Raw genomic sequence first — 2,040 nt, 5'->3', positions numbered from 1 at the left:
TTTTTGGGGCGTGAACCTGGCTGATGCCCTCGGACGACCGACCGCCTTTCGCCTGACTGTCGGCGAGGCGGAGGATTGCAAGGCTTATGACTTGCTGATTGATCAACCCGATCGACTCCCCGACGCCCTGCTGGCGGACAAAGGTTATGATGCGGATGCCATCCGCACCGATCTGGCCGGGCGGGACATCAAGGCCGGCATTCCCGGACGGTCGAACCGGCGCGTGAAAATCGAGCACGACCGCGCTTTCTACAAGTAGCGCGACCGCATGGAGCGTATGTTCGAAAACGACTTTGTTGCGCAAATAGGCCTGAGGTCAGCATCGGGCTTGGGCTAATGGCAGTTACGCGACACGCTGAGTCTCAGGCCTTCCGAGTACGGTGAAGCGGTTGAGGATAGAGGCCCGTATTTGCAGTTCGGCGATCTGGAGATCGAAGTCCCGCGCCATGACGCGTTCGCCGAGAAACTTGAAGCAATGCGTCTTGGTTTCGAAGCGGCTCCGCTGGTGATAGTCATTCCAGCATTTCCAGTTCGTCATGCGATTGCGTGCGAAGGCAGGTTTTCTCACCAGCGCCCACTAACAGGCTGGGTTCACTACCAGAATCCCTCAACCATTTGCGCAAAAAAGCCCTTCCTCACCATTCCCTTTCCGATTTTCGGCCAGATCCCAGGCTGATCTTGGGGCACTCTGAAGCGGGCAGAGCAGCGCGTTTGTCGAGAAACAATATCCGAGCAGTGGATAGAATGCGCGCTGACCATGAGTAAAACTCAAGGAGGGGGGAGAACATTGCGCTACAGACCTGTGGCGGATTGGTTACCTTATCTCCTTACGCATCCGGTCGAGCGGCGATAGAATTATTTGGCATTAATTATAAAATAAAAATTCGCCATATAGTTCTGTGATGGAAGTATATCAAAGATATATTACGCTTTATTACTGCGTCATATATCTTTTTTGCGAAGCGTTCTTGTCATGTGGCCGGCAAGGTAAATTCTGGCAGCCCTCCGGTTGCCAATTGGATTGAGGGGTGTCCGCGACGGGCCGTGGGTGATCGTGTTGGTGCATGCGATTTCGCACGTCACGCTGCCAGTGACCGGACTGGTCCGTGAAGGACGCATGCGCCGGCAAAGTGTCAACAGTGGATATTTTCTATTCTCAGGGGGAATTCGGCATGAAAAGAGTGTCATTGATTGCAGGCGCTTCGGTGTTCGCGCTGCTGGGTGCAGTGATGGCGCCAGGCGCGGCCTTTGCCGCGGAGGGCGATGGGGTCGTCGGCGGTGATATCATTGTTACCGCGCGTAAGGTCGGCGAGCGCCTTCAGGACATTCCGCTCTCGATCAACGCTTTCACGGAAGAAGCGCTCGCCCAGCGCGATATCAGCGACATGGAAGACCTGGGCCGGGCATCGCCGGGCTTCATTTTTCAGCAGGGCGTCGACCGTTCGTTCGGTACAATCACCTTCCGCGGCATGAAGAACAACTCGGTCGGTGATCCGACCCGTGAAAACAGTTCGATCTTCATCGACGGCATTTACTACATCAGTGTGCCGGCGGCGATGGATTTCCAGGATGTCGAGCGCATCGAAGTCGTCAAGGGACCGCAGTCGGCCTTCTTTGGTCGTGCGACGTTCGGCGGCGCCATGAACTTTGTAACGAAGACCCCGTCCGATGATTTCGGCGCCGACTTCTTCCTGCGCGCGGCGACCTATGACGAGTATGAAGCACGTGCCAGCATTCAGGGCGGCATCGTTCCCGGGCTGCTCGCGGTTCGTGCTTCCGGCAAGTACGCCTGGACCGCCGGCATGTACGACAACTCGGTGACCGGGGGCAAACTGGGGCAGCAGGAGACCAAGTCGGTGGCAGGTACGGTCCTGTTCACCCCGGCTCCGGGGCTCAGTTTTCGTGGTCGCGCATCCTTCGTGAAGCAGGATGATGGCGCGCCGGCATCGCAGCTTATCTATCGCCTGCCGACCCACAACTGCTCGTTCGGCGGTACTGTTCCCCGTCAGCGCCAATGGCACAGATTTGAGGTTGTGATTT

The 2,040-nt window shown here is 57.0% G+C and carries 2 protein-coding genes and 1 pseudogene; 2 read left to right on the top strand and 1 reads right to left on the bottom strand.

What is annotated here, in order from left to right; translation table 11 throughout:
* Positions 1–259 (top strand): transposase (locus MTR64_RS21195; RefSeq protein WP_419144977.1); only part of this gene is annotated, 259 nt, incomplete at its 5' end.
* Positions 260–343: 84 nt separating this feature from the next.
* Here MTR64_RS21195 and MTR64_RS21190 read toward each other — a convergent pair.
* Positions 344–535, bottom strand: a pseudogene (locus tag MTR64_RS21190) (IS5/IS1182 family transposase); the annotation flags it as partial.
* 571 nt (positions 536–1,106) lie between these two features.
* Here MTR64_RS21190 and MTR64_RS21185 point away from each other — a divergent pair.
* Positions 1,107–2,040, top strand: a 934-nt coding sequence (locus MTR64_RS21185) for a TonB-dependent receptor plug domain-containing protein (RefSeq protein ID WP_243996559.1), incomplete at its 3' end; no start/stop codon positions are given.

Origin of the sequence: Novosphingobium album (ex Hu et al. 2023) (assembly GCF_022832385.1) — a bacterium.
In the GTDB taxonomy this organism is placed as follows: Bacteria; Pseudomonadota; Alphaproteobacteria; order Sphingomonadales; family Sphingomonadaceae; genus Novosphingobium; species Novosphingobium album.
Note: the sequence above shows the minus strand (reverse complement) of the source record. Positions and strands in the feature narration are given on the sequence as shown.